General features: G+C 71.3%; 21 protein-coding genes and 2 pseudogenes. 9 read left to right on the top strand and 14 right to left on the bottom strand.

Annotated features, from left to right (window positions below; translation table 11 throughout):
• Positions 1-37 precede the first annotated feature (37 nt).
• The 7 genes and pseudogenes from ACXKR8_RS46680 (at position 38) to ACXKR8_RS46650 (ending at position 7505) form a co-directional block, all read left to right on the top strand.
• Positions 38-952 (top strand): sigma-70 family RNA polymerase sigma factor, encoded by a 915-nt coding sequence (locus tag ACXKR8_RS46680; protein ID WP_458270617.1) that lies wholly within the window; start codon positions 38-40, stop codon positions 950-952.
• A gap of 1 nt (position 953) precedes the next feature.
• Positions 954-1301, top strand: coding sequence for a DoxX family protein (locus ACXKR8_RS46675; protein WP_458270616.1), 348 nt, complete (start codon positions 954-956; stop codon positions 1299-1301).
• Between the two features lie 109 nt (positions 1302-1410).
• A complete protein-coding gene (locus ACXKR8_RS46670; protein ID WP_458270615.1) occupies positions 1411-2088 on the top strand; it encodes a class I SAM-dependent DNA methyltransferase in 678 nt (225 codons plus the stop codon).
• A 253-nt stretch (positions 2089-2341) separates the two neighbouring features.
• A pseudogene (locus tag ACXKR8_RS46665) lies at positions 2342-3974 on the top strand (SpoIIE family protein phosphatase).
• A gap of 68 nt (positions 3975-4042) precedes the next feature.
• Positions 4043-4990 carry a 1-phosphofructokinase gene (pfkB, locus tag ACXKR8_RS46660; protein ID WP_458270614.1) on the top strand — a complete coding sequence of 316 codons (948 nt, stop codon included), beginning with the start codon at positions 4043-4045 and terminating at the stop codon, positions 4988-4990.
• 85 nt (positions 4991-5075) lie between these two features.
• On the top strand, positions 5076-7049 hold the full coding sequence (locus ACXKR8_RS46655) for a PTS fructose transporter subunit IIABC (RefSeq protein WP_458275255.1): 1974 nt from the start codon (positions 5076-5078) through the stop codon (positions 7047-7049).
• A gap of 141 nt (positions 7050-7190) precedes the next feature.
• Positions 7191-7505 (top strand): hypothetical protein, encoded by a 315-nt coding sequence (locus ACXKR8_RS46650; protein ID WP_458270613.1) that lies wholly within the window; start codon positions 7191-7193, stop codon positions 7503-7505.
• Here the strand turns inward: ACXKR8_RS46650 and ACXKR8_RS46645 are convergent.
• Together ACXKR8_RS46645 and ACXKR8_RS46640 are read right to left on the bottom strand one after the other, a co-directional pair.
• Positions 7502-7945 (bottom strand): hypothetical protein, encoded by a 444-nt coding sequence (locus tag ACXKR8_RS46645; RefSeq protein ID WP_458270612.1) that lies wholly within the window; start codon positions 7943-7945, stop codon positions 7502-7504. The two genes, ACXKR8_RS46650 and ACXKR8_RS46645, sit on opposite strands and share 4 nt — an antisense overlap.
• A 2-nt stretch (positions 7946-7947) precedes the next feature.
• Positions 7948-8414 (bottom strand): annotated as a pseudogene (locus tag ACXKR8_RS46640) (MarR family winged helix-turn-helix transcriptional regulator).
• A 336-nt stretch (positions 8415-8750) separates the two neighbouring features.
• Between ACXKR8_RS46640 and ACXKR8_RS46635 the strand changes: the two are divergent.
• Positions 8751-11807 (top strand): AfsR/SARP family transcriptional regulator, encoded by a 3057-nt coding sequence (locus ACXKR8_RS46635; RefSeq protein ID WP_458270610.1) that lies wholly within the window; start codon positions 8751-8753, stop codon positions 11805-11807.
• A gap of 37 nt (positions 11808-11844) precedes the next feature.
• Here ACXKR8_RS46635 and ACXKR8_RS46630 read toward each other — a convergent pair whose 3' ends face one another.
• From ACXKR8_RS46630 to ACXKR8_RS46610, 5 genes are all read right to left on the bottom strand, one after another.
• A complete protein-coding gene (locus ACXKR8_RS46630; RefSeq protein WP_458270609.1) occupies positions 11845-12510 on the bottom strand; it encodes an NUDIX domain-containing protein in 666 nt (221 codons plus the stop codon).
• 53 nt (positions 12511-12563) lie between these two features.
• On the bottom strand, positions 12564-13349 hold the full coding sequence (locus tag ACXKR8_RS46625) for a DeoR/GlpR family DNA-binding transcription regulator (protein ID WP_458270608.1): 786 nt from the start codon (positions 13347-13349) through the stop codon (positions 12564-12566).
• Positions 13350-13410: 61 nt separating this feature from the next.
• On the bottom strand, positions 13411-14613 hold the full coding sequence (locus ACXKR8_RS46620) for an RNA polymerase sigma factor (RefSeq protein ID WP_458270607.1): 1203 nt from the start codon (positions 14611-14613) through the stop codon (positions 13411-13413).
• 26 nt (positions 14614-14639) lie between these two features.
• A complete protein-coding gene (locus ACXKR8_RS46615; RefSeq protein ID WP_458270606.1) occupies positions 14640-14996 on the bottom strand; it encodes a YciI family protein in 357 nt (118 codons plus the stop codon).
• 230 nt (positions 14997-15226) lie between these two features.
• On the bottom strand, positions 15227-16579 hold the full coding sequence (locus ACXKR8_RS46610) for a ricin-type beta-trefoil lectin domain protein (protein WP_458270605.1): 1353 nt from the start codon (positions 16577-16579) through the stop codon (positions 15227-15229).
• Between the two features lie 205 nt (positions 16580-16784).
• Between ACXKR8_RS46610 and ACXKR8_RS46605 the strand changes: the two genes are divergently transcribed.
• Positions 16785-17339, top strand: a complete 555-nt coding sequence (locus ACXKR8_RS46605; protein WP_458270604.1) for a DUF1203 domain-containing protein — start codon at positions 16785-16787, stop codon at positions 17337-17339.
• A gap of 63 nt (positions 17340-17402) precedes the next feature.
• Here ACXKR8_RS46605 and ACXKR8_RS46600 read toward each other — a convergent pair whose 3' ends face one another.
• From ACXKR8_RS46600 to ACXKR8_RS46570, 7 genes are all read right to left on the bottom strand, one after another.
• Positions 17403-17861, bottom strand: a complete 459-nt coding sequence (locus ACXKR8_RS46600) for a DoxX family protein (RefSeq protein WP_458270603.1) — start codon at positions 17859-17861, stop codon at positions 17403-17405.
• A 202-nt stretch (positions 17862-18063) separates the two neighbouring features.
• On the bottom strand, positions 18064-19137 hold the full coding sequence (locus ACXKR8_RS46595; protein WP_458270602.1) for a phosphotransferase family protein: 1074 nt from the start codon (positions 19135-19137) through the stop codon (positions 18064-18066).
• Positions 19138-19219: 82 nt separating this feature from the next.
• A complete protein-coding gene (locus tag ACXKR8_RS46590; protein WP_458270601.1) occupies positions 19220-19426 on the bottom strand; it encodes a hypothetical protein in 207 nt (68 codons plus the stop codon).
• 125 nt (positions 19427-19551) lie between these two features.
• Positions 19552-20871, bottom strand: a complete 1320-nt coding sequence (locus ACXKR8_RS46585) for an MFS transporter (protein ID WP_458270600.1) — start codon at positions 20869-20871, stop codon at positions 19552-19554.
• Positions 20868-21467: an ArsR/SmtB family transcription factor gene (locus tag ACXKR8_RS46580; protein WP_458270599.1), complete on the bottom strand. Its 600-nt coding sequence runs from the start codon at positions 21465-21467 to the stop codon at positions 20868-20870. Before ACXKR8_RS46580 ends, ACXKR8_RS46585 begins: the two co-directional genes overlap by 4 nt.
• Positions 21468-21534: 67 nt before the next feature.
• Positions 21535-22767, bottom strand: a complete 1233-nt coding sequence (locus tag ACXKR8_RS46575; RefSeq protein ID WP_458270598.1) for a phospholipase D-like domain-containing protein — start codon at positions 22765-22767, stop codon at positions 21535-21537.
• A gap of 72 nt (positions 22768-22839) precedes the next feature.
• Positions 22840-23448, bottom strand: coding sequence for a TetR/AcrR family transcriptional regulator (locus tag ACXKR8_RS46570; RefSeq protein ID WP_458270597.1), 609 nt, complete (start codon positions 23446-23448; stop codon positions 22840-22842).
• Positions 23449-23521: the final 73 nt, after the last annotated feature.

Here is a 23521-nt window from a genome sequence, read left to right as displayed (position 1 = left end):
GCGCAACGGACCGCGAGCCACGGAGGAGCGGCACAGGATGACGGACAGGACCGGGACCGAGGTGTTCCTGGAGTACCGGGAGCTGCTCTTCTCCATCGTCTACACCATGCTGGGCAGCGTCGCCGACACCGAGGACGTGCTGCAGGAGAGCTGGCTGGCCTGGGCGGCGCGCACCGAAGCGCCGGCGGCGGCGGATATCGCCAACCCCCGGGCGTATCTGGTGCGGGTCGCTGTGAGCAGAGCGCTCGCCCGGCAGGGGGCGATCCGGCGGCGGAAGGAGCAGTACGTCGGGCCGTGGCTGCCCGAACCGCTGGCCACCTTCTCGCATCCGGGCCCCAACCAGGACCAGGACCAGGATCCGGCGACCAGGGCCGAGGCGGTGTCGCTGGCCATGCTGGTGGTGCTGGAGACGCTCACCCCGCTGGAGCGGGTGGTGTTCGTCCTCAACGAGGTGTTCGGCTACCCGCACCCCGAGATCGCCGCGATCATCGACCGAACCCCGGCCGCCGTACGGCAGTTGGCGCACCGGGCGCGCGAGCACGTCCAGGCGCGGCGCCCCCGCTACCGGGCCGACCCGGTGCTGCGCCGACAGGTCACCGAGCAGTTCCTGGCGGCCGTCTTCGGCGGCGACATGGACGCGCTGCTGCGACTGCTCGCCCCCGAGGTGACGGCCTGGGTGGACGGTGGGGGCAAGGCGCCCGCCGCCGGGCCGCGGCCGGTCCACGGACGGGCGTTGGTCGCCCGGCTGCTGCTCCGCCGGGCCGGACGCCGCCCCGGCGGCATGGACATCCGCTTCCGGGAGGTCAACGGCGACCCCTCGGCCCTGCTGTTCAACGCGGACTCCCCGGTCGCCGTGCTGGTCCTCGACCTGACGCCGGACGGCGAACAGGTCTGCGGCATCTACGCCGTGACGAACCCCGACAAGCTCGCCAGGCTGGAACCGGAGGCATGAATTGGACACCGCGTACACCGTGACCGCTGCTGTGGTGGTGCTCTACTGCACCTTCTCCGCGGTGATGGACTTCATCCGCTACCAGCCGATCCTGGACAGCATGGCGGCCGCCGGGGTGCCGAGCTTCTGGCTGCCCGGCCTGGGCGCGGCCAAGGGTGCGGGAGCCGTCGGGCTGTTGCTCGGACTGCTCGGCGTGCCGCTGGTCGGTACGGCCGCACTGATCGGGATCGTGCTGTTCTTCCTCGGCGCGATCCTCACCCACCTGCGGGCCGGGGACCGCGGATACGGCCTGGCCGCCGGCTTCCTGACCTTGGCCCTGGCCGCGCTGGCCCTGGACCTGGCCCGGTGAAGCACCATCACCGGAGGGGCAGTTGTTCACTCTGGTTCGACCTGACCCCCCGTCCGATCCAGTAGTGTATGGCCATATTCTGGCACCACTCGGCCAAGGGGAATCATTTATGGGCAGCGAGAACAATGGGCTCGGTCAGGGCATTCGATCCGACCACTCAGGTCAGGCCGAGGCCTTCGACGCCATCGGTGATCGCTACGACGAGGCCTTCCCGCACAAGGGCGGCCAGACCGAGGCCGGCGAGTGGCTGGTCGAGTCGCTCGCGGCCGACTCCCGGGTGCTCGACCTCGGCAGCGGGACCGGATTGCCGACGGCCCGTCAACTCGCGGACGGTGGACTGGATGTCACCGGTGTGGACCTCTCCGGTGTGATGGTGGAGCTCGCCAGGAAGAACGTCCCGACCGCCACGTTCCACCAACTGGACATCGCGGACGTGCAACTCGGCGGCACACCCGACCTGGGTCGCTTCGACGCGGCGACGGCCTTCTTCTCGCTGCTGATGCTGCCCCGGGCCGAGATCCCGACCGCACTCCGGACGATCCGTCAACTCCTGCTCCCTGGTGGGCTGTTCGCCTTCTCCATGGTGGAGGCGGACGTGGACGACTTCGCGATCCCGTTCCTCGGAAACCTCGTCCGGGTCTCCGGCTACCTGCGGGACGAACTGCGCAAGGTGGTCGAGGAGGCGGGCTTCGAGATCGTGGCGGAGACCTCCTACAGCTACGCCCCGGCCATCGCGGACGTGCCGCCGGAGGAGCAGATCTTCCTGCGTTGCAAGGTCGCCGGCTGATGCCGTCCCACCCACCCGGCACGGTCGGCGGCAGCCGTCCGCCGACGGAACGGAACAGGTGACCGGGCAGCGCGCACCCCACGAACGCCCCGGCGTCCAGCCGGACGCCTTCGGGGAACTGCGCGCCGCCCCCAACCAGCCCCAGCCGCAGCCCCAGTCGGAGCATGGCCGGGGTGACTCGACCTGCCCGTCCGAGCCGCAGACCGACCGGCTCCGGTATCTCGACACGGCCACCCGGCGGATCGCCAGCGGCATGGACCTGGACGAGACGCTGAAGGAACTGCGCGGGGCGGTCGTCCCCGCGTTCGCCGACGCGATACTCGTCTTCCTCTGCGACCCGATGCCGGTCGGCGACGAGACAGCGTCCCCCAGCGCCGTACTCCGCCTGCACCGGACCGATCAGGCACTCACGGAGGCGGCGCCCACGGAGGCCGTCGAGACCGAAGAGGTGGCCATCTCGGCCCGCCTCGCCGCGATGCTGCTCGCCGGGCGTCCGGCCTTCGGCGACGCGCCGGGGGTCAGCACCGCCGCAGCCGCCCTACTGGCCTCGGCGGCACGGGAGTTCGGGACGGCACTGCGGGGCCGGGGGTTGATCGTCGCCCCGTTGTCCGGCCGCCGTCGCGCCCTCGGCGCCGTCCTGCTGCTGCGCGGTCCCACCCGGCCGGCCTTCGCCGCTGACGACCTGCTAGTGGCCTCCCAACTCGCCACCCACGCCGCCCTGGGGCTCGACAAAGCGGCGCTGTACGGACGCGAGGCCTCGGTCGCGGACGCGCTGCAGCGCGCGATGCTGCCCTCCTCGCTGCCCGAGCCCGCCGGCGTCCGGCTCGCCAGCCGCTACCTGCCCTGTTCCGAGACCGCCCGGGTCGGCGGCGACTGGTACGACGCGCTCCCGCTGCCCGGGAACCGGATCGCCCTGGTCGTCGGCGACGTGATGGGCCACTCGATGACCTCCGCCGCGATCATGGGCCAACTGCGCACCACGGTACAGACCTTGGCCGGGCTCGACCTCCCTCCGGAAGAGGTCCTGCACCACCTGGACGAGCAGGCCCAGCGGCTGGGCAGCGAGCACATGGCGACCTGCCTGTATGCGATCTACGACCCGGTGTCGCACCGGCTCCTGGTGGCCAACGCCGGCCACCCCACCGGTGCTGCTGCACCCGGACGGGCGTACGGAGGTGCTGTGGATACCGCCGGGGGCGCCGATCGGCGTCGGCGGCGTCCCCTTCGAGGCCGTGGAGCTTTCCGCACCGGTCGGGGCGACCCTGCTGCTCTACACCGACGGCCTGGTCGAATCCCGCCACCGGGACGTCTGGACCGGGGTGGAACTGCTCTGCGCCCGGGTGCAGGCCGCAGCCGCCCCGCTCGCCTCGCCGCCCCTGGAGGAGCTGTGCGACCAGGTGCTGAGCGCCCTCGGTCCGGGCACCCGGGACGACGACATAGCGCTGCTGGCCGCACGGTTCGACGGCATTCCCTCGTCCGACGTCGCGTACTGGTTCCTGGAGCCGCGTCCGCAGACCGCGGAGCGGGCCCGGCGGCTCACCCGCAGGACGCTGCGGCGCTGGGGCCTCGAGACCATGCTGGAGTCGACCGAGCTGATGGTCAGCGAGGTGGTGACCAATGCCGTCCGCTACGCCTCCCGGCCGATCACCCTGCGGCTGCTGCGCACGGACGTGCTCCGCTGCGAGGTGGGCGACGACTCGCCGAAGGTCCCCCGGATGCGGTATGCCCGGATCAGCGACGAGGGCGGTCGGGGCCTCTACCTGGTCGACTGCCTCGCCGACGAGTGGGGGGCGACCAGGCTGAGCACCGGCAAAGTGGTCTGGTTCGATCAGCGGATCCCCGTCGGCGCGACTGACGAGACTTCAGTCCCGCCGGTACGTGACTAAAGTCCGCTTCTTTCCGGAAATGGTCCATTTGATTCTGTTGTGTCCGAAAGTGGCCCTAGTCTGAATGCATGATCCTCACTGTCACTCCCAACCCCAGTCTGGACCGCACCTATGAGGTGGGCACCCTGGTGCGTGGCGGTGTGGTGCGGGCCAGGACGGACCGCACCGACCCGGGCGGCAAGGGCGTCAATGTCTCCCGCGCGGTGGCCGCGGCCGGCCACGACACCCTGGCGGTGATGCCGCTGGGCGGCTCCGAGGGCAGCGACCTGGCCCGACTGCTGTCCGCCCAGGGCATCCAGGTCGCGCCGGTCCCGGTGGCCGGGGCCACCAGGGTGAACATCTCCGTGGCCGAGCCCGACGGCACCCTCACCAAACTCAACGCGCCGGGCCCCCGGCTCAGCTCCAACGAGGCCGCTGCCCTGCTCGGCACCGTCGTCGCCCACGCCGGACGCGCCTCCTGGATCGCCTGCTGCGGCAGCCTGCCGCGCGGCCTGGACCCGGACTGGTACGCCGAGTTGGTCGAGCGGGTGCACCGGGTGGGCTGCCGGATCGCGCTGGACGCGTCCGGCCCCGCGCTGACCGCCGCGCTCGGCTGCGGCCCCGATGTGGTGAAGCCCAACGCGGCCGAACTCGCCGAGGCCGTGGGCCGCCCGCTGCACACCGTGGGCGACGTGGTCGTGGCCGCGAACGATCTGCGCGCCGCGGGCGCCGGCAGCGTCCTGGCCTCCCTCGGCGCGGACGGACAGCTGCTGACGACCAGTCAGGGCACCTGGTTCGGCACCGCGCCGGTCGTCCTGGTACGCAGCAATGTCGGCGCAGGCGACGCCTCGCTGGCCGGATTCCTGACCGCCGGCGGGGAGGGGCCCGAGGCGCTCGCGGCCGCGCTCGCCTATGGAGCCGCGGCGGTGGGGCTGCCCGGGAGCGTCATGCCCACCCCGGCCGACCTCGACCGCCAGGGGGTCAGCGTCAGCGCCGATGTGCCCCTGGACCGGCGGTTGTCGGAGCCCGCGCCCTGAGCACAGCGGCGCCCGTACGTATGAACGCACACCCGAGCACATACGCAAGCAGACGCAGGTAAAGGAGTCCGCGATGAGCCAGCTGATGACCCATGACCCGACCCGCCAGGAGGGGGCCGGGCCCGACCAGGCCGGCCATCGCCTGATCACGACCGCGCTGGTCGACCTGGATCTGCGCGCCGCCAACAAGGACGCGGCGATCCGCGCCATGGCCGGACGGCTCGTGGACGCCGGACGGGTGACCGATCTGGACGGATTCCTCGCCGACGTCGCCGCCCGCGAGGCCCAGATGCCCACCGGACTCGACGGCGGGATCGGCATCCCGCACTGCCGCAGCGAACATGTGACCGAACCCTCCCTCGGGTTCGCCCGAGCGACCACCCCGGTGGACTTTGGCGCCGACGACGGTCCGGCCGACCTGGTCTTTCTGATCGCCGCCCCGGCCGGGGCCGACAACGACCACCTGGCCATCCTGTCCTCGCTGGCCCGGCAGCTGATGAACGATCAGTTCACCGGAGCCCTGCGCACCGCCCGGACCCCGGAGCAGGCGGTCGCCCTGATCAGCGGCGAGGTGGCTGCGGGCGAGGTCAGCGTGCCATCGGCGGCGCCCGCGCCGTCCGGTCCGTTCCGGATTGTCGCGGTGACCTCCTGCCCGACCGGTATCGCCCACACCTACATGGCGGCCGAGTCGCTCGAACAGGCGGGCCAGACCGCGGGTGTGGAGCTGGTCGTGGAGACCCAGGGTTCCGCCGGGTTCTCCGCACTCGACCAGGCCGTGATCGCCGCAGCCGATGCGGTGATCTTCGCCCATGACGTGGAGATCCGGGACCGGGAGCGGTTCGCGGGCAAGCCCACGGTCGACGTCGGCGTCAAGGCCGGCATCAGTCGGCCGCAGGAGCTGATCGCCGAGGTCCGGGGCAAGGCCGAGCGGGGCGAGACCAGCGCCTCCTCCTCCGCCGCCTCCGCGCCGATGGACGCGGGCGCGGACAGCGGCGACACCTACGCCACCCGGCTGCGCAAGTGGCTGATGACCGGTGTCAGCTACATGGTGCCGTTCGTCGCCGCGGGCGGCCTGCTGATCGCGCTCGCCTTTGCGATCGGCGGATACCAGATCGACCAGGCGCCCTCGGTCACCGAGCACTTCCTGTGGACCGAGGCCCACAGCTGGGCGGCGCTGTTCTTCCAGATCGGCGGGCTGGCCTTCGGCTTCCTGGTGCCGGTACTGGCCGGGTTCATCGCCTACGGCATGGCCGACCGGCCGGGCCTAGTCCCCGGCTTCGTCGGCGGTGCGATCGCACTGGTGGTGGAGGCCGGCTTCCTGGGCGGTCTGATCGCCGGTCTGCTCGCGGGCGCGACGGTCCTGGCCATCCAGAAGGTGCGGATCCCACCGGCCCTGCGCGGCATCATGCCGGTGGTCGTCATCCCACTGATCTCCTCGGCCGTGGTCGGCCTGCTGATGTTCCTCGTCGTCGGCGGACCGATCGCCGCGCTGCAGAAGGCCCTGACCGACTGGCTCGCGGGCCTGTCCGGCGCCAACGCGGTGGGCCTGGGCGTCATCCTCGGGCTGATGATGTGCTTCGACCTCGGCGGCCCGCTGAACAAGGTCGCCTATGCCTTCGCGGTCGGCGGCCTGGCCACCCCCAACGAGGGCAGCCTCAAGGTGATGGCCGCGGTCATGGCAGCCGGCATGGTCCCGCCGCTGGCGATGGCGATGGCCACCACCGTGCGGGGCCGGCTGTTCAGCAAGACCGAGCGCGAGAACGGCAAGGCCGCCTGGGTGCTGGGCGCCTCCTTCATCACCGAAGGGGCCATCCCCTTCGCCGCGGCCGACCCGCTGCGGGTGATCCCCGCGTCCATGGCCGGCGGAGCGGTGACCGGAGGCCTGGTGATGGCCTTCGACTGCACCCTGCGCGCCCCGCACGGCGGCATCTTCGTGGTCCCGCTGATCGGAAACCCGCTGCTCTACCTGGTGGCCGTGGCGGCCGGAACCGCGGTCTCCTGCGCCCTGGTCGTACTGCTCAAGGAAATGCGCAGCAGGAAGGCCGCCGCAAGCGCGTAGCGGCGACCCGATCGGCGACCTTATCGGCGCACCGTCGTTGTGCCGGGTATGAGTGGCACGGGACGGCATGGGCTGGGTGCGGGCGCGGGCGCCCATCGGGGTGTGCGGCGTCCGCGATGGCGGGCGGGACCGGTGGCGGTGATGGCGCCGCCGCCACCGGACGCCGCGGAGCGGGACCCGGCGGAGCCCTCGGAACTGGAGACGGTGCCGGTGCACCGCGCCGTGCTCCAGGTCGCGCTCGGCCTGGCCGGCACGATCGCGGCCCGCGGCGAGGCGGAGCCGGAGTCGGTACGCGAATCCGCTCGGGCCCTGACCGCGGTGCTGGGCCGAATCCTGGAGCCCTCGTGGGCCGAGCCGACCGAGCCCACCGAGCCCGGCAGGTTGGCGTCGGCGGCGGCGTCCACGGTCAGCGGCAGCGGGCGCCTGTCGGTCGGTCAGACTTTCGTGTCGTCCTAGAGGCTGGCCAGCTCCGCGTTGGCCCGGGCGGTGACGACGGTCAGCAGGCGGCCGGCGGTCGCCAGGTCATCGGCCGAGAAGTCGGCGTACAGCCGAGCGGTGATCTCGGCGAGGTCGGTGCGGATCCTGCGGTTCAGCGTCTGGCCCGCATCCGTGAGCCGGAGACCTGACTCGTCCCCGGGCACGGCCTCCATCAGCGCCGAGCCGGTCAGTTCGGCGAGCGCCGCCCGTGCCGTCGAATCGTCGATCTTCAAGGTCCCGGTCATCCGGGTGATCAGCTGCTCGCGGTTGATGACCGCACCGCTGTCGGCGGTGGCGTTGAGGGCCACCGACTGGTGGAACGTGGTGCCGGTGCGAGCCAGCAGGAGCTCCAGGATGGCCCGGGTGGCGTAGTGGGCCTGGCCGATGACCTGGCCGTTGACGGTGGGGATGGTGGACATGGCTACTCCTTGACGGGGGAATCGAATGGTGCGTCGAGAAGGGCCGCGAGGTCGCGGCAGAACGCCTCGGTTCGCTGTCCGCCCAGACCGCCCAAGGGCTCCAGGAGCTGCTCGTGGAGCTGCTTGACGACCGCGATCGCGCGGAGGGTGACCTCGCGTCCCTGGGCGGTGAGCGACAGTTGGACCGCCCGGGTGTCGGCGGGGTCCGGACCCGCTCGACGAGACCGGCGCCCTCCAGGGTGCGGGCCAGCTTCGAGACGTAGAGCGGTTCGAGGCCGGTGTGGTCGGCGAGTTGGCGTTGGCTGGGCCTCAGTCCGGACCGCTCCATGCCGAGCAGTGACCCCAGCAGCGAGTACTGCGCATGGGTCAGGCCCATCGGCCCGACGGCCCGGTCAACGGCGACCCGCCACTTCATCGACAGACGCCAGACCAGGAAGCCGGGCGTCGAACCCTCGGGTGCTGTACTCATGACAGATACAGTACATGGATACTAGGTACATGGCTAGTATTTTCGAGCGATATTCCGGTGACGGGGCAGCCGGCGCCTGCGATCATCCAGTGGTTCCAGTCAACGGAGAGGGGCGATGATGTCGATGCACGGCAGCTTCGTGGAAAGAGTGTTGATTCCTCCGCCCGGGGGCGTGCCGTCCCGCCTCCACGGCGCCCCTCATATGCTCCGCTGCGCCTGGCCCGACGCCTCAGCGCTGGCTCCGCACCACTGACCACTGATCCCCGAGGCCGTCACAGCGGACTAAGATCGTCATAACACCCTCCGGGGACGGCGGACGATCGACGGGGGCATGCGGTGCGGTTTGCTCTGCTGGGTCCCATCACCGTCAGCACGGAGTCGGAGACTCTGCAACTGGCAGCCGGGATCCCGCGCACCGTCCTCGCCACCCTGCTGCTCAACGCCAACCAGGTGATGACGGTGGAGCAGCTGGCGGCCTCCGTGTGGGGGGACGAGCGGCCGATGGCCGCCGTGGCCTCGCTGCGCAACCATGTCGCCCGGTTGCGTCGGCAGCTAGGGCCGCCGGCCGCCGCCCGGGTCCGTACCGTGGCGCCCGGCTATCTCGTCGAGATCAACGACGGCGAGTTGGACGAACTCGAGTTCATGGACGGATGCAGGCGTGGCCGCCAGGCCTTGAAGGCAGGTCAGTGGGCCGCTGCCGCCGACCTCCTGGCCGATGCCCTCGCGCTCTGGCGCGGCGAGCCCTTCGCCGGGATGACCCGCAACCTCACCATCAGCACCGCCCTGCGGCGGCTGGAAGAGACCAGGCTGCTGGCCTGGGAGGGCCGCAACGAGGCCGATCTGCGGCTGGGACGGCACCAGGAGCTGATCGCCACGATCCGGGCCCAGGCCGACGCGCACCCCCTCCAGGAGTCGTTCCACGGACAGCTGATGCTCGCCCTCTACCGGGCGGGTCGGCAGGCACAGGCGCTTGAGGTGTTCCAGGACCTCCGCGGCGTCCTGACCGAGGAGTTGGGCGTGGAGCCCTCCGCGTCGATCCAGCAACTGCACCACCGGATCCTGAACGCCGACCCCGAACTGGCCGCACCCGCCGCCGCCCGATCCGGCACGGAGGCGGTGGCCCCGCGGACGGGAACCGCGCACCAGGGCGGTCCGCGGTTCCAACTCCCGCCCGACACCCGGAGCTTCACCGGGCGCGGCGATGAGGTCGACCAACTGGTCGCCTGGGCCCAGGAAGCACCCCGCGGTACAGGGGCGACCGCGATCTGCACGATCGACGGCCTGGGCGGTATCGGCAAGTCGACGTTGGCGGTCCATGCCGCCCACCTGCTGCGGGCGGAGTTCCCCGACGGGCAGTTGTTCATCGATCTGCACGGCCACACCAGCGGCATCGCGCCGCTGACCGCCGACGACGCCCTGGCCGGCCTGCTGCGCTCGCTGGGTGTGCCACCACAACTGGTCCCCGAGGGGCTGGAGCCGCGCATGGCGTTCTACCGGGATCGGCTGGCCGACACCAGGACCCTGATCGTCCTGGACAACGCCGTCGGCGCCGCTCAGGTGCGCCCCCTGCTCCCGGCCGCCTCCGGCTGCCTGGTCCTGATCACCAGCCGCCGCCGGCTGACCGGCCTGGACGACGCCCACACGGTCAGCCTGGACGTGCTGCCCCCGGACGAAGCGCTGGCCCTGCTGCGGGCCGTGGCCGGCCCTCGCCGGCTTCCGGAGCCCGGGCCCGCGACCGGGGATCTGCTCTCGCTCTGCGGATACTTCCCGCTGGCCATCCGGATCATCGCCGCCCGGCTGCGCCACCGCGGTGCGCTGACGGTCGAGGCCGTGGTCGCTCAACTGCAGGACGAGCACAGCCGGCTGACCCGGTTCCGGGACGAGGACCGCAGCCTCGCCGCCGTCTTCGAGTCCTCCTACGCCGCCCTGTCCGGGGCGGAGCAGCGGCTGTTCCGGCTGCTGGGCATCGTGCCCGGCGCGGACATCGACGTCCACGCGGTGGCCCAGCTGATCGGGACCGACCACCGCACGGCCGAGGACCTGCTGGAGTCCCTGCTCGACCACCATCTGCTCACCCAGTACACCCCCGGCCGCTACCGCTTCCACGACCTGGTCCGGCTGTACGCCCAGGAGCGGGGCGTCCGTGACGTGGGCCGGGTGGAGGAGCGGGAGGCTCCGCTGGCGAGACTGCTGAACTACTACGAGAGCACTGCTCTCCGAGCAGCCGCCCACCTCGACAACCGGGGCCTCACCAGCGAGATACCGGCCCCTTCCGAGGAACGGTTCGTGCCGGAACTGACCGACCGTCTGTCCGCGCTGTCCTGGATGCGCGCGGAACGTGACAACCTGCTCGACGCCATCGCCGACCCGCGTACCTCGCCGCGCCATGTCATCGGCCTGACCGCCGCCCTGGGCGTGCTGCTCTACCAGGAGGGCCCGTGGTCGCAGGCGGCCTCCCTGCATCGCCGTGCCGCCGCCGTCGCACATGAGCACCGCAACCAGCACGGCGAGGCCGGGGCCCTGTGGGATCTGGGCCAGGTGCACCTGGTGGCCGCGGACGCGGCAGCCGCCGTGAGCGTGCTGTCCCAGGCCTTGGCGATCTTCGAGGACCTCGGCGACCTGGGCGCGCAGGCCCGGGCCCTGTGGTCGATGGGGCGGGCCCGCTATGTCGCCGGTGATTTCACGGCCGCGACCGGCGCACTCGAACAGGCCCTGACGATATTCGAGGACACCGGGCACCGCCTGGGCCAGGCCAACGCCCTCTGGGACCTCGGCCGGGTCCGGCTCACCACCGAGGATTACCCGGGCGCGGCGGCCCTCTACGAACAAGCCCTCGCAATCTTCCAGGACACCGGACACCGCCTCGGCCAGGCCAACGCCCTCTGGGACCTCGGCCGCGTCCGCCTCACCACCGAGGACTACCCACAGGCAGCCGCCCTCTACGAACAGGCCCTCGCGATATTCCAGGACACCGGACACCGCCTGGGCCAGGCCAACGCCCTCTGGGACCTGGGCCGGGTCCGGCTCGCGACCGAGGACTACCCGGAGGCGTCCCGGCTGCTGGGGCAGGCGTTCACCATCTTCCAGGACCTCGGCAACCGCCTCGGCGAGGCCTACGCCCTGTGGGATCTGGGACGGGTGAGTACGGCCACCGGCGACGTCCGAGCCGCGGTCGAGCTGCAGCAGCGTGCCCTGGTCCACTTTCGGGACCTCGGATCCCGGAGCGGGGAGGCTCACGCCCTGCACGAGTGGGGCCGGGCGGAACAGGCGGACGGGCAGCCGGCGGCCGCGGCCGATCTGTGGAAGCAGGCCCTGGTGCTCTTCCAGAAGATCGGTGACCACCAGGGCGAGGCCGCGGTGACCAGGAGCATCGAAGGCGCCAGGATCGAGTAGTCGTCAGGGCCGATAGCCGTCAGCGGCGGGTAGTCCGTCAGGCTCGGAGCGTGGCGAAGGGGCCGTGCAGGGCTGCCCACTGAAGCAGCATGATGGTCTTGGCGTCGGCGATGCCGCCGGCGCGGACCAGGTCCAGGGCCTGACTGAAGGGGAGTTCCAGAACCTCGATGTCCTCGCCCTCCTCGGCGAGGCCGCCGCCGGTGGTGGCACGGGTGGCGGCGTCGTAGGGAGCCGCGTAGAAGTGGATCCGTTCGGTGACCGAACCCGGGCTCATATAGACGTCGAAGATGTGCTCCACCTCGCCGATGGTGTGGCCGGTCTCCTCGGCGGCTTCGCGTCGGACCGCGGTCCTGGGGTCGTCCTGGTCCAGGAGCCCGGCCGCGGTCTCGATGAGCATGCCGTCCGGGTGGCCGTTGACGTAGGCGGGGTAGCGGAACTGACGGGTGAGCAGCACGGTGGCGCGCTCGAGGTTGTAGAGCAGGACGGTGGCGCCGTCGCCGCGGTCGTAGGTCTCGCGCTGCTCGGTGCTCCAGTGGCCGTCGGCGTGCTGGTAGTCGAAGGTGGTGGTCCGCAGGACGTACCAGTGGCAGGACAGCAGCGTGACGTCGCGGACCCTGACCCGGGGGTTGCCGGTCAGCCCGCGTCCGGCCTGGTCCAGCTGGGTACGTCCGCGGCGGTCCGGGGTGGTGAGGCCTGCGGTCATCGGCGGGCAGCCTTTCATGGGGAGTTCAGGGACACGGCCGGGGTGGGCCGAGGTCAGACCAGTCGGGTGTCCACGGCCGCGTCGCGGAGCGCGTCCAGGGTGTGCGGGCCGCTGGGGTGGGTGGCCGGGTCGGCGCCCGTGACGTCGGTGACGAAGACGTCCACGGCGGCGAGGGGAGCGACCCGGCTGAACGCCTGGACCCCCAGCTTGGTGGCGTCCGCGACCGCGACCGTGCGGGTGGCCCGGGCCAGAGCGGTCTGCTTGACCGCGCAGTCGTCCAGGGAGAACTCCGACCAGCCGTGATCGGCGTGCACCCCGCCGATCGACATGACGAAGCAGTCGAAGGCCAGGTTGTCCACGGCCCTCAGTGCCAGCGGCCCGACCAGGGACTGCTCGGCCGGGCGGGATTCGCCGCCCAGCACCAGCAGCCGGATACCGGGCTGGTCGGCGAGCCGCACCGCTGCCTGCAGGCTCAGCACCGCGACCGTCAGCGGGGCGCGGGCGATCAGGTGTGCCGCGACGTGCACGGTCGTGGTGCCCGCGTCCAGCAGCACCGTCTGCCCCGGTTCCACCAGCGCCGCCACCGCGGCGCCCAGCCGGTCCTTGGTGGCCGCCTGCCAGGGCTCGCGCGCCGCAAAGCCGGCACCGCGCTCGTGCAGGCCCAGGGCGCGGGCGCCCCCGTGCACGCGTTGGACCATGCCCTGGCGTTCCAGTTCATCAAGATCCCGGCGCACGGTCATCTCCGAGACGCCAAGCCGCCGGGCCAGTTCGCCGACGCTCATCCGCTCGGCGCCCTGCACCAGGCGCAAGGTGACATCGAGGCGGTTCGCAGGACCCATGCCTGCATTTCTAACACAGCACTGTTCGTCTTGGTAAATTCATGTGCGAAAGGCGGGTGGGTCAGCCGATCCGGTCCCGCAGAAAGCGGCGCTCGGCCTCGGTCGGCGCCAGGTCGGCGGCCAGCCGGTAGCCGGCGTCGGCCTCCGCCGATCGACCGGCACGACGCAGCAGGTCGGCGCGGGTGGCGTGCAACAGGTAGTAGCCGTTCAACTGCCCTGCCTCGGCGAGCGCGTCGACCAGCGGCAACGCCGCCTCGGGCCCGTCCGCCATGCCGATGGCGACGGCGCGGTTCAGCTCCACCACCGCGCTCGGCGCCACCCGCGCGAGTTGGGTGTACAGCCCGACGATCTGACGCCAGTCGGTCTCGGCGGCCACCGGCGCGGTCGCATGGCAGGCCGCGATGGCCGCCTGGATCTGCAGCGGTCCGGCCCGGCCGCGCCGCAGGGCCCGTTCCAGGATCGCGGTGCCCTCGGCGATGCCGGCCCGGTCCCACAGCGAGCGGTCCTGCTCCTCCAGGGTGGCCAGCCTGCCCTCGGCGTCGGTCCGGGACGCGCGCCGGGCGTCGTGCAGCAGCATCAGCGCGAGCATCCCGTGCGCCTCCGGCTCGTCCGGCATCAGCGCCGCGAGCACCCGGGCCAGCCGGATGGCCTCCTCGGACAGCCGGATCTTCTGCGGATCGCCGTACCCCTCGTTGAACAACAGATAGAGCACATGCAGGACGGCGGGCAGCCGCTCCGGCAGCAGGTGCGCGGGCGGCACCCGGAACGGGACGGCCGCATGGGCGACCTTCTGCTTGGCCCGGAAGAGGCGCTGGCCCATGGTGTGCTCCGAGACCAGGAACGCCCGCGCGATCTCGGCGGTGCTCAGGCCGGCCAGGCTCCGCAGCGTCAACGCCACCTGGGCGTCGAGATTCAGCGCCGGATGGCAGCAGGTGAACATCAGCTCAAGCCGCTCGTCGGGGATCTCACTGTCGCTGAGGTACGGCGGCGGGCCGTCCGCTTCCATCGCAGCCGCCTCTCGTACCTTCACCGCCTCGGTCGACGCACGGCGCATCCGGTCGACGGCCCGGTTGCGGGCCACGGTGGTGAGCCAGGCCAGCGGCTGGTCCGGCACGCCCTGGTCCGGCCACTTCTGCAGGGCCTGGGCGAACGCGTCCTGCACGGACTCCTCGGCGAGATCCCAGTCACCGCCGGTGAGCCGGATCATGGTGGCCACGATCCGGCTCCATCCGGCGGCGTAGATCTCGGCGATCTGGTCGTTCATGGTCGGGCGGAACCCCGTCCTCGTCGTCAGTCCTCGTCGTCGGGCCAGAACGGCCGCAGCTCGATCATCCCCGCCCACGCCATCGGATGCTTGGACGCCACCTCGATGGCCTCGTCGAGGTCGGCGCAGTCGATGATGTCGAAGCCGGCCATCAGGTCCTTGGTCTCCGCGTACGGCCCGTCGGTCAGCAGCACCTCGCGGTCGCGGACCCGGACCGTGGTGGCATCACTCGCCGGGCGGGTGCGGTTGCCCATCAACCGGACCCCGCTGCCGTCCATCTCCTTCACCCAGTCATCGATATCGGGCGCCCCGTCGTCCTGGCCCGGGGTGTAGCTCGGATCCACGCACACCAGCATCAGGTACTTCACAGGATTTGCTCCCATCACGATATCGGCCATCGCAGTATCGGCCGCGACCACCGATCCCGGCAGTCACCTGGATGACGAACGGGCCGGGCCCTCCACTACAGCTTCGCATGAAGATCTTTTCAACCCGGACGTTTCCTCGGCCGTTTCCTCCGACGTTCCCCGGACGAACCGGACCCCGGCCCCCGCCCCCGGTGCCGTGGTGCGGCAGCGGGGACCGGGGTCCGGGGTCCGAGGGGCGACGGGAATCAGGAAGGCAGATGCCACACCTGGTTGGCGCCGCCGGTGCAGTCCCAGATCTCGGCCTGGGTGCCCGGTGTGGTGGACCAGCCGGTGTCGTCCAGGCACCTGTTGGACTGCGGGTTGTAGAGCGAACCGTTGGCCTGGGGTATCCAGACCTGGGCCCCGGTGTTGTTGCAGTCGTACAGGTCCACGACCGTCCCGTTGGCGGTGCCGCCTCCGTTGATGTCGAGGCACTTGCCCAGCACATGCAGGGTGGTGCCGGCCTGGACGAAGGTCCACTTCTGCGCGGCGGTGCCGTTGCAGGTGTAGACCTGGATCGGGTTGAAGTTGGCACTGCTCGACGAACGGTCGTCCAGGCACAGGCCGCCGTAGCCGGTGACCGCGCCACCCGTGCCGGTACCGCCGCCGCCCCCACCTCCGCCGCCACTGCCGGTGGTGGTGTATGCCGCGACATAGCCCACGCTCATGGTCGCGCCGGAGCTGGTCGCGGAGGTCGGACTGGTGCAACCGCAGACCCCGTTGGGGAAACCGCCGCCGATGGCCAGGTCGAAGATGATCGACAGATTGTGGTCGAACGCCGCCTGCCAGGTCGCAGCGCCGACCTGACTCTCACTCACGCTGAAGTACTGGGCCCCGTCCAGGTACCAGGTGATGGTCTCGGCCGAGGTGTTGGTGCGATCCAGGATCATCGAGTAGGTGTGGTAACCGGTCTGGCAGCCCGAGCAGGCCCGCAGGCCGCTGCCGATGCCGTTGCCCTCGTTGCACACGCCACCCGGATAGGTGCCGCAGTGAATCGTGCCGGCCACCTGGGAGAGGGCGTTGACGTCCTCCATGATGTCGATCTCGCCGTTCTCGGGCCACTGGCCCGGGCCCAGCATCCAGAACGCCGGCCAGTAGCCCAGCCCACTGCCCGGGTTCGGCTGCTCGATCGACGCGGTGACCTGCAGCTTGCCGCCGGCCGGCGCGCCCACGTTGGCGCTCGGGGTCTGGATCCGGCCCGAGGTCCAACTACTGCCGCTGCGAAGGGCGGTGATGTCCAGATGACCGCTCCCGTCCAGGTGGACGTTGCTGGTCGAGTTGGTCATCGTCTCGATCTCACCGGTACCGAAGTTCGACCCGGGACCGGTGTCGTAGATCCAGTTGGACGAGGACGGCGCGCTGCCGGACCCACCGGCAAAGCTGTCACTGAACGCCGTGCTCCAACCCGAGGGCGGCGCAGGCACGGTGACCGCGTTCGCGCTGGTGGGGAAGGCCAGCAATGCGGCGAGCAGTCCGATCGTCACCAGCACCACGGAGCTACGGCCGCGGCCACGGTTGCGGTTGCGGTTGCGGCGGCGTCGTTCGCTTGTACAGGTCATCTGCGGCTCCCAGGAGTGCGCCGGAGGCACCCCGTTTGGGAGCGCTCTCATTTGGCGTGCGGGACGGCCCCTCCGGGCGGCGGTGGGGTCTCTGGGAACTATCAACCTTGGCATGGACACGCGTCAAGATGTGTCCCCGCACCAGCTGAACGCGCTGTCGGATGCCCGCCAGCTTCCCCGTCCCCGCAGAGCGAGACTTGGTCCCATGACCACCACAACGACATCGCCAACTGCCGTTCCCGCAGCCGACCTCCGCACCGACTACCGCGTGCTGTCCCTCTCCCCCGCAGTGGCCGCGCGCCTGCGCCAACGCGACGACGCCGGGCGGCCCATGCTGCCCGAGCGCGACGAGGAGGGCGGCAGCCCGCTCCGCTGCTGCCTGCGCCACAGCCGTCCCGGCGAGCGGATCGCCCTGGTGTCGTACGCGCCGCTGCGCCGCTGGGCGGCCGAGAGCGGGGTGGATCCGGGCGCGTACGACGAGCAGGGCCCGGTGTTCATCCACGCCGCCGCCGAGGACTGCGAAGGGCCCGAACCCGGCGAGGGCTATCCGTCCGCGATGCACGGGACGCGGGTCTTCCGCGCCTATGACGCGCAGGGGCGGATCCTGCGCGGCGAACCGGTCCAGGCCGCCCCGCCCGAACAGGTCCACGCCGTGGTGGACCCCGCGTTGCGCGGACTCTTCGCCGACCCTGCGGTGGCCCTGGTCCACATTCGGGCCGTGGGGCACGGCTGCTTCGTCGCCGAGGTCCGCCGGGGGTAGGGCTGTCCGGGTCGCGGCCGCCGCAGAGGCGTGGGCGGCGACCGCGACCGCTCTGGCTCCGGATCAGGCCGCGACGTTCTCCTGCACCGCGGCGGCTTCCCGGTGCTGCCGTCCCGGGGTGTTCCCGGCCCTGGTGAGCAGGGTGTCCAGGGCCCAGGTGCCCGGCCCGGCGACGGCGATGAGCAGGAAGGTCCAGCAGAACATCACGGCTGGTTCGCCGGAGTTCTGGATCGGCAGCAGGGCCTTGTCCTGATGGATGCTGAAGTAGGCGTAAGCCATCGAGCCGGAGCACAACAGCGCGGCCGGACGGGTGCCGAGGCCCAGGACGACCAGGGCCCCGCCGACGAGTTGGATCAGGGCGGCCCACCAGCCGGGCCAGGTGCCGACCGGGGTCGCCGCCCCGGAGCCCATGCTCCCGCCCAGGATCCCGAAGATCGTGGCCGCGCCGTGGGACACGAACAGCGCCCCGACGATGACACGGAACAGAGACAGGACATGCGGCCAGAATTTGTCGTACAGCACTGCGGTCCTCCGTCGAATTGAGCCTTCACGGGATCCCCACGGGGGTGGACCGGGCTCATCGCCGACGTGCGGCAGTGGTGTGGCCAGATCCGGCCCCGTCGTCCGCCACGCGCACGTGCCTGTGCGGTACCGGAACGGGAGACATACCAGGGACGGCTCTGACCGGGCCGATCCCTGCCATGAGCGTTGCGCACATGTCAATTCATGTCAACGGTGATGCGGGTGAGAAAGCCGTGCGGCCGACCGCGTCCAGTGCCCCGCGCAGCAGTCGCGCCCGATGGGCGCGCTGATCGGCGTGCTCCGGGCCGTCCATGCCCCGGGCCGGGACCTCCACATTCATCACCAGGTACAGCCAGACCCGGTAGAGCCGCACCCGCAGTAGTGAGGACTCGTCCCACCGCCACGGTTCCCCTTCCAACGCGGAAGAGGCGGCGGAGGCGTAGGCGTAGCCGCGCAGCAGGGGGTGCGCCGGCTCGTCCTCGATCGCGCCGAACAGTACCGGCGAGACCAGGTCCACCAACGGGTCGGCGAACAGGCAGCGTTCGCCGTCCACCAGGCCGGTGAGCCGCAGGCCGCCCTCGGGGCCCGGGGCGGCCAGCACATTGCCGTCCCAGAGGTCGAAGTGCACCAACACCGGTTCCCTGACGTCGTCCAGGACCTGCGAAGCGGATTTGACGGTCCGTCGGATCTCGGCAGCGGGCACCGGCAGCGGCGCGGCCAGTCGTTCGGCGTCCGCGAGCAGGTCGTCGATGATCCCGAGGAAGGCCGTACGCCAGCTGGTGGAACGCCGGCGCCCCTCCCCCGGGTAGCCGAACTCGGTTCCGCGCAGGGTGTGCAGCCGGGCCAGCAACCGGCCCAGCTCCTCCCGCACCGGCGCGTCGGCCGCGTCCGCGCCCAACGCGCCGCCCGCGCCCAACGCCCCGCCCGCTCCCAATGCGCTCAGCGGCGTTCCCGGCAGCAGCGTCATCAGCAGCCAACCGCCGTCGCACCCGGCGGGATCCGTGCCGTGGTACAGCACTTCGGGCACCGGAAGGCCGGGCAGTTCCCGTCCGAGCCGTTCGAAGTACGCGGCCTCGGCGGCCAGCAGCCCGCGTTCGTAACCGAGCAGGTCAACTCCCGGCGGCGGCGCGGTTTTCAGCACCACCGGCGGCGCCCCGACCAGCTCCACCCGCCACACGGCCGCGAATCCGCCCCCGGCCAGTTCGACCGCGTGTGCCACCCGGCAGGAGGAGCCCAGCGAGAAACGGACCAGATCGGCGACCCCGTGGGCTGACAACTCCCGTTGCGTCCTGCTCCGCACAGCCCGGCGTCCTCTCGGTGGCGACCTCGACAGTTCCGTGGCCACCATCCAAACACGTTCAGGGGCGGCGCGGTTGCGGAGTCGCGGGCTGGGCCAGCGGGCCGCGTCCCGCGGGTGCGCCCGGCAGCGGGTCCTCGTCGGCGAGGCCCAACGCGGCCCGGTAGGCGGCATCCCGCTCGGCGAGGCGACCGGCACGCACCGCGTCCTGCGGATCGATCCGCACCACACGTGCCGACCTGCGCCTGTTGGTCAGTGGAACAGTCATCTACGAGTCCTCCGGCTGGTGCGGCGCGGCACGTCCGCCGCTGCGGACACAACACTTGGTCGCTCACAACCTCCCACACCCCCGCACCCGCACCCCTGCTTCCGGCCCGGGACACGCGCACCGGCCTAGACCGCGGTCGCGGGCTGGGCGGCTCCCTGCGTCGTGGTCTGCTCGTCCTCGTGGGTCCTGGCGGCTTCGGCCAGGGCGGCGTTGATGCGCTTGTTGCCGGTGGTGCGGGCCGCGAGGCAGGCCATCAGCAGCAGGATTCCGGCCCCGACCAGGAACGGCGCGCGCAGCCCCGCGAGGTGCGCCAGCCAGCCGCCGAACAGGGCGCCGAGCGGGCCCGCACTGTAGGCGGTCAGCCGGGACGCCGCGCCGACCCGGCCCATCAGCTGGTCCGGGACGATCGCCTGCCGGACCGAGGGCCCGAGCGTCATGGTCGCCGCCATCGACGCTCCGAGCACGGCGAAACCGGCCCCGGCGAAGTAGGCGTTCGCGGAGACCCCGATCCCCAGCAGCGCCGCAGCCTCGACGAACGCGGTCAGGGTCAGCGTCCCGCCGATGCCCAGCCGCGCGCTCAGCCACCCCGCGGTGAAGGTTCCGGCCAGACCGCCGACCGCCTCGGTGGTGAGGAAGGCCCCGTAGCCGGCCGTGCCCAGATGCAGCGTTTCATGGGCGTAGAGCGCCAGCACCGCGCCGACACCACAGAACGCGAAGTTGCCGACCGCAGGACGCATCGCCATCGCGCGCAGCAGTTGGTGCCGCATCAGGTAGGAGGCACCGATCCTGGCGTCCTTGAGGATCGAGGTCCTCGGCCCGGCGGCCTTCTTCGCCGGCACCGGCAGCGTCCGGATCAGCAGCGAACTGGAGAAGAAGGACACGGCGTCGGCCAGGAACGGCACGGAGCGGCTGAGCGAGAAGAGCAGGCTGCCGACCGGCGGACCGACGAAGCCGCCCATCGCGCTCTGCGCGCCCTGGAGACGGGAGTTGGCGCGTTGCAGGGCGTCCGGATCCCGGTCGAGCAGTTCCGGGAGGTAGGCCATGGACGCGGTGTCGAACAGGACGCCGCCCATGCCGAGCAGGAAGCCGATCACGATCAGCAGGCCGATGCTGAGGAAGCCCCCGGCCACCGCGGCCGTCGCCAGGACGAGCAGCAGGCCGCGGCAGAGGTCGGCGAGCACCATCGTCCGGCGCCGGTCCCAGCGGTCGACCAGGGCGCCCCCGATCAGGCCGAACAGCAGCCAGGGCAGCAGGGTGACGGCCTCCATCGCCCCGAAGACGGTGGAGTCACGGGTCAGGGTGAGGGCGAGCAGCGGCAGCGCGGAGAAGTAGACGCCGTCGCCGAGCGAGGAGAGGGTCGAAGCGGCCCATATCCGGTGGAAGGCGGCGGGCAGCTTGGCCCGCCCGGCGCGCCCTGCACGCTCGTCGGTGAGTGGCTCGGTCACGGGGCAGGGGTTCCGTTCTCGCGGGCGTCAGCGGTAGGGTCCATTTTTCGGGCCTTCAGCTTGGTGTCCAAAGGCCGGTAGAACGCGGTGAAGAGGTCGGCGGCCGGCTGCTCCGGGTCGTGCAGCGCGGAGAGCTCGGCGTGGAGCGCGACCAGCTTCTCGACGGCCAGTTCGAAGTTCGCCGGGCTGAGTCGCAGCAGCTTGAGGCGGATGTCCATGTCCGCGCCGTCCGGAGAGCTCTCGACATCGGCGAGGGCGTGCCGCATCAGGAAGTCCGGTCGGCCGGCACCGCTCTTGGGGAGCTCGACCAGCTTGCCCACCGGGCCGTAGTAGAGCTCGGTCACACCGCGCACCTTGCGGGTGTCCACCACCTCGATCAGGCCCGCCTTGGCGAGGACCTTGACGTGGTAGTTGGAGCTGCCCTTGGCGATGTCGAGGCGGCCGGCGATCTGGGTCACGGTGGCGGGCCCGTCGCGCAGGACCCGCAGCACGCGGTGCCGCACCAGGCTGCCGATGGCATGGAGCTGTGCGTCGGTCTCAACGCGGACGACCCCATCGTCTGCGGAGGCAGTGGGATCAGTGCCGTCAGTGGTCACCGCCCAATGGTCAACATATCTTGACCATTCGTCAAGGGCGAATGACCGGGCCAGGGCGAAGTACCGGCTACAGAAAGCGCCGCAGCGGCAGGACGGCTGCCTCGCGCAGGCGTTGGGCGATCGGCCGGTGGTTCCAGCGGGTCGGGTCGACAGCCTCGCTGCACTGCAGGTCCTGGTCGTAGTGCTGGTCGAGGGTGGCGGTGAAGGTCTCGTCCAGGACCGCGAGCATGATCTCCTCGTCGTGGTCCAGCGAGCGGCGGTTGAAGTTGGTGGAGCCGATCAGCGAGGCGACCCGGTCCACCGTGATGATCTTCGCGTGCATCATGGTGGGCTGGTACTGGCGGATGTCGACACCCGCCGCCAGCAGCGCGGTGTAGTGGTGCTGGCCTGCGAGTTGGCAGGCGCGCTGGTCGGTGTGGGTGCCGGGCAGCAGGATTTCGACCCGCACCCCGCGACGCGCGGTCCGGCACAGCAGGTCGATGAAGTAGTCGTCCGGCGCGAAGTACGCGGTGGCCAGGCGGAAGCGGTGCTCGGCGGTGGTGAGCATGACCCGGATCAGGGTCTGCATGTCCTGCCAGCCGATGCTCGCCGAACCGCGCACGACCTGCACGACCGCCTCGCCGCGGGGCTTGTGCTCGATGAAGCGGTCGCGGTCGTCGAACAGCACCTCGTGGCACTCGGCCCAGTTCTGCGCGAAGGCGGCGGCGATGCCGTCGACGGCCGGGCCATGGACCTGGACGTGGGTGTCGCGCCAGTGCTCCGGGTCCTGGGCATCGCCGGACCACTCCTCGGCGATGCCGACCCCGCCGGTGAAGGCCGTGGTCTCGTCCACGATCAGCGCCTTGCGGTGGCACCGGTGGTTCTGCTTGAACGGGGAGAGCAGCAACGGCTTGCGGAACCAGGCGACCTGGACCCCGGCCGCGTCCATGTCGTCGAGCAGATGCTGTTCGATCCGGCTGGCGCCGAATCCGTCCAGCAGGAGCCTGACCCGCACCCCGACCCGTGCGCGCTCGGCCAGGGCGGCGGCGAACTCGCGGGCGATCTCGCCCCGCCAGTACACGAACGTCATCATGTCGATGGTGTGCTCGGCGGCGCGGACCCGGGCCAGCATGGCGGGGAATATCTCGTCCCCGTTGCGCAGCACCACGTGTTCGTTGCCCTCGGTCGCGGCCACCCCGATCAGACGCTCCAGCCGCCGCCGGATCCGCTGCTTGCGCGCGGCGGCCTCCGCGGGCCAGTCCTCCGTCGACAAGTCCTCCGCCGGCGCGGCGGACGGGAGCAGGGGGGCGTCGTCGATCATGTGGAATCTCCGGGGGTGGTGGGCGGCCCGCACGAGGCTATCCCAGCGCCCGCCAGGCCAATGACCCCTCTCTCACCTGCACACCTGATCAGCGGGCCAGGCCCGGAGGGCGATCTCCGCCACGCGGTCGAGCTCCTCGCGGCCGACCCCGTCGCAGGCCTGGGTGCACATCCCCTGCACGACGGCCGCGTAGAACGTGGCCAGCGCCCGGGCGTCGGTGCCCTCGGGCAGCCGCGCCGCAGCGATGTCGGCCTCGATCTTCCGCTCCAGGGCGTGCTTGGTCCCCTCGCGCAGGGCCCGCAGTTCGGCCTTGACCTCCTCGGCCGCCGGCGTGCAGTTGGTCGCGCCGTTGATGACCAGGCAGCCCGGCGGATGGCTGGGGTCGGTGTATTCGGCCGCGGCCAGCCGCAGCAGCGTCTCGACCGCGCGGCGTGCGGTGGGTTCGGCCAGGGCGCGCTCCCCGTAGCTGCCGTAGCCGGCCGCATAGCGCTGGACGACCTCGCCGAACAGCTGCCGCTTGTCACCGAAGGCGGCGTAGAGGCTCGGTGGATTGATCCCCATCGCCCGGGTGAGCGAGGCGACCGAGGTGGTCTCGTAGCCGTGCTGCCAGAACTCCCTCAGCGCGACCTCCAGCGCCTCGTCCCGGTCGAAGGCCCGTCGTGGGGCTCGTGCGGTGCTCATGGAATGACTCTATAGCGATCGCTAAAGCTGTGCTACGTTTCCTGCTGTAGCGATCGCTAAAGACAACTTCCCT

Source organism: Streptacidiphilus sp. PAMC 29251 (genome assembly GCF_054208735.2).
This window is presented reverse-complemented; position numbering and strand designations above follow the sequence as displayed.

Bases quoted from the DNA above. Each gene is read 5' to 3' on its own strand.
- ACXKR8_RS46630 (WP_458270609.1), bottom strand. From the start codon at position 12,510: ATGACCGCAGGCCTCACCACCCCGGACCGCCGCGGACGTACCCAGCTG.
- ACXKR8_RS46650 (WP_458270613.1), top strand. From the start codon at position 7,191: ATGGCGCCGCCGCCACCGGACGCCGCGGAGCGGGACCCGGCGGAGCCC.
- ACXKR8_RS46615 (WP_458270606.1), bottom strand. From the start codon at position 14,996: ATGGGAGCAAATCCTGTGAAGTACCTGATGCTGGTGTGCGTGGATCCG.
- ACXKR8_RS46670 (WP_458270615.1), top strand. From the start codon at position 1,411: ATGGGCAGCGAGAACAATGGGCTCGGTCAGGGCATTCGATCCGACCAC.
- ACXKR8_RS46605 (WP_458270604.1), top strand. From the start codon at position 16,785: ATGACCACCACAACGACATCGCCAACTGCCGTTCCCGCAGCCGACCTC.
- pfkB (WP_458270614.1), top strand. From the start codon at position 4,043: ATGATCCTCACTGTCACTCCCAACCCCAGTCTGGACCGCACCTATGAG.
- ACXKR8_RS46625 (WP_458270608.1), bottom strand. From the start codon at position 13,349: ATGGGTCCTGCGAACCGCCTCGATGTCACCTTGCGCCTGGTGCAGGGC.
- ACXKR8_RS46620 (WP_458270607.1), bottom strand. From the start codon at position 14,613: ATGAACGACCAGATCGCCGAGATCTACGCCGCCGGATGGAGCCGGATC.
- ACXKR8_RS46590 (WP_458270601.1), bottom strand. From the start codon at position 19,426: ATGACTGTTCCACTGACCAACAGGCGCAGGTCGGCACGTGTGGTGCGG.
- ACXKR8_RS46575 (WP_458270598.1), bottom strand. From the start codon at position 22,767: ATGATCGACGACGCCCCCCTGCTCCCGTCCGCCGCGCCGGCGGAGGAC.
- ACXKR8_RS46680 (WP_458270617.1), top strand. From the start codon at position 38: ATGACGGACAGGACCGGGACCGAGGTGTTCCTGGAGTACCGGGAGCTG.
- ACXKR8_RS46570 (WP_458270597.1), bottom strand. From the start codon at position 23,448: ATGAGCACCGCACGAGCCCCACGACGGGCCTTCGACCGGGACGAGGCG.
- ACXKR8_RS46655 (WP_458275255.1), top strand. From the start codon at position 5,076: ATGACCCATGACCCGACCCGCCAGGAGGGGGCCGGGCCCGACCAGGCC.
- ACXKR8_RS46610 (WP_458270605.1), bottom strand. From the start codon at position 16,579: ATGACCTGTACAAGCGAACGACGCCGCCGCAACCGCAACCGCAACCGT.
- ACXKR8_RS46645 (WP_458270612.1), bottom strand. From the start codon at position 7,945: ATGTCCACCATCCCCACCGTCAACGGCCAGGTCATCGGCCAGGCCCAC.